The 3,049-nt window shown below is 29.5% G+C and carries 3 protein-coding genes; 2 read left to right on the top strand and 1 reads right to left on the bottom strand.

From position 1 onward, the window contains the following. The first annotated feature begins 147 nt into the window (after nucleotides 1-147). Together C1T31_RS13970 and C1T31_RS13965 are read left to right on the top strand one after the other, a co-directional pair. Nucleotides 148-363: a helix-turn-helix domain-containing protein gene (locus C1T31_RS13970; RefSeq protein WP_103053137.1), complete on the top strand. Its 216-nt coding sequence runs from the start codon at nucleotides 148-150 to the stop codon at nucleotides 361-363. Continuing rightward, nucleotides 360-1,058, top strand: a complete 699-nt coding sequence (locus C1T31_RS13965; RefSeq protein WP_103053136.1) for a hypothetical protein — start codon at nucleotides 360-362, stop codon at nucleotides 1,056-1,058. Before C1T31_RS13970 ends, C1T31_RS13965 begins: the two co-directional genes overlap by 4 nt. On the opposite strand, the gene C1T31_RS13960 is transcribed toward C1T31_RS13965, so the two are convergent. Next, nucleotides 1,042-2,754, bottom strand: coding sequence for an Eco57I restriction-modification methylase domain-containing protein (locus tag C1T31_RS13960; RefSeq protein ID WP_103053135.1), 1,713 nt, complete (start codon nucleotides 2,752-2,754; stop codon nucleotides 1,042-1,044). The two genes, C1T31_RS13965 and C1T31_RS13960, sit on opposite strands and share 17 nt — an antisense overlap. Between the last annotated feature and the right edge of the window lie 295 nt (nucleotides 2,755-3,049).

Genomic DNA, 3,049 nt, shown 5'->3' with positions numbered 1-3,049 from the left:
GTTACCCACAAGCTGAAAAACCAACCACACAAAAGCAAAGAGTGCTATCGCACACATTGCTTTTTTCCCACCTCTGACTAATAATGCTAATTATAGTCTGTTGTTTAAGCTGAATACTAAAGTTAGCTTTGCATACTTTAATTAGCAATGGATTCAAAACAAAACATACTAATAAAATTTGGAGATAGAGTTCGTGAAATCCGAAAAGAAAAAGGTCTTTCTCAAGAGGAATTGGCTCATAAAGCTGATTTGCACAGAACTTATATTGGTATGATTGAAAGAGCGGAAAAAAATATAACTCTTATAAATATTGAAAAAATTGCTAATGCACTTGAAGTAAATATAAAAGAGCTATTAGAATGACCATAAAAGAATTTGAAGAATTAGTATTAGAGAAACTAAAAATAGTTGTTGACCAAATTATTACTGAAAATCTTGAACTTCCAATATCAGCAAAATCAAGAGCTGGAGCAGAGATTAGCGATTGGCTAGAAGAAAAATTTGTTGAATACACGATAGACAATGATTTTTTTGAGGGTTCAGAAGGAGCACCCAAAGGAAGCACAAAAAACCCTTGGGACGCAAGAACTGAATTTGTTTTAGATGGTCATAAGGAAGAAATTTGGATAGATTTCAAAGCATTTAAAATTACCAGTGCTGACAGTAATCCAGATATTGGAACACCTAATAAGATTATCAAACTTATAAATGAGGGGAATTTCTATCACGCTTTTATTCACGTATTTTATGAAGCGACAGATAACGGACTTAAATTCGTTAAATTAAATGATAGTTATTCGAAATTATACTTCTTAAAAGACATTAGTTCTACATTTCGTAGAAATCCTAAAAATCAATTGCAAGTAAATATTTCTGCACCGTCTGAATATAGGACTCGAGAAGAATTTATCAAGTTATTGATGGATAAAATAAAAGAAAGTCACCAAAGACAAATCGAAATTTCAAATAAAGCTCTTAAAAAGCAAGATGAAATCACAGAAGAACTTTTAAAAGCAAATAAAAAATCTGAAGATGATTTAACTAAAAAGATTCAATAGAGTCTTTGATAGTTTGAATGTCTTCTTCATCAAACCCAAAATACTGATAAACTAAATTATTTATCTCATTTATAAACTTTCCTGAATTATCACTTTCGTATATCAAACCAACCAAGTTAGAAATTTCTTTTTGAAGGTTAATATCGGTTGGAATTGGAATTGTATATAAATCAGATACTTTAATTTGAGGTTGTTTGCCTTTAGAAAAACGTATTATTTTACGTTGTTGGCAATAAAATGTGATAAGTTCAGAGTTTAAAAGACCACATAAAAACTTCAAAAACTGAATTGTAGTATCCGAGTTATTTCTTAATGAAAATACATAAAGACTATTGTTTGCAGAACTTGGCTTTTCATCAAAGGATGCAATGATTTCTTTTGCGGATTGTCTTATGTAAACTTTAGGATTATCATAAATAACAGTTTCACCCAATCCTAACCTCTTTTTATTTTTTACTCCTTTGGCAGTTAGTTCAGCTTTTAATTCATCATTTATATTGTCTTGCAATACTTTATCGTAATGGAAAAACTTTGAGTTTTCCATTTGAGCATACTTATCTTTTAATCCTTTAGAACCTTGATAATATGGATATATGCTAACATCTTTTTTGGGCTTTTGTTCATCAAAAACAAATCTATCTTCCATATTCAAAAGCATTACACAAGTGCGTAAATTCTTTTTCGGATACAGTTCTTTGAGAGTAGGACATTTTTTAATAGTTACCTTTTGTACAATTTCAGCACTTTTTGAACAAGAATTAAATCTATACTTGTATTGATCGCTTGGATTATTCCAAAGTTTTTGATTTACTTCTATAAAACTATCATCCTCTGCATTAATAATGTTAACAAAGTTATCTTCTACTTTAGTTTTTTGAACAGTTAAAATTACTTGTCCACTGGCAACTTCAAAATCTTTAATATTATATTTTATGGACAGTATTTTAGTATTATTGAGCAAGTATTTTCTTGTATGCTCATAAGCGGTTTCGAAAAATGCTAAATCGATAATAAAACTTAACTTTCCATTCTCTTTTAAGAAATCAATTGAATGCTCAATAAATAGCATAACGTAATTGATTTTTCCATTTTTAAGTGAATCAGGAAACTGCGAATACCTGTTTAAGTAATAAACTCTTTGACTCTCATCTTTTTTTCTGTCCCTTCTTCCATATAAAGAAACGTAAGGAGGATTTCCTATTACATAGTCAATGTTTTGCAAAAATTTTGCAAGAGGTACATCTAAAGTAGTATCAAATAACGAGTTATTATGTTTAGGTTTAATTCTTTTTGTGAAATCATACACAAAAGCATTGAAACTACCAACATAGGATTCATTAAATCTTATTTCATAATATTCTTTTATATTCTGCTTGGTTTTTTCAACCATTTTCTCATCAACATCTACGAAACAAATGTTTGATTCTACAAAATTTTGAAATTGGGAAGGATTACCCTTTTCTTTAAAAATCCTTTCTAGTAATCGAATAACAAAAACACCATTACCACAAGATGGTTCAAGGAATTTCTTATGCAAGATTTCTTTATCATTAAAATCAACAACATCTAAAATCTCATCAACAGTTAGAATATTATTCGTCAAGAAAACACCAAAATCCTTTCTATAAGAAACTTTTAGAGTTTTTTCGTGAATACTTTGTCTATCGACAACTGATGATGATTGATTATTAAACATATGTTTCGCTAATTATAGTATGCAAATCTAATATTAAAAATTGAATTAAACAAGCGACTGAATAAAATGCCTAACAATTTTCAAGCACATTGTAATCCTCGTTCCTGCGGTTGCAAAGAGCTTTCAAGCCAACGCTGAATAACAAACGGAATGAAAAAAAGCCAGTGGGTAACAACGTATATAAAAAATAGCGGTTTAAGTGCTTAATCTAATGCGGTTTTCATAAATTTATCGTCAGTACCAAACCGAAAAGTAGTCGTTTAAAATCCGCTACTTTTCATATACAAGACCGTTG

The organism is Hanstruepera neustonica (assembly GCF_002895005.1).
In the GTDB taxonomy this organism is placed as follows: domain Bacteria; phylum Bacteroidota; class Bacteroidia; order Flavobacteriales; family Flavobacteriaceae; genus Hanstruepera; species Hanstruepera neustonica.
Note: the sequence above shows the minus strand (reverse complement) of the source record. Positions and strands in the feature narration are given on the sequence as shown.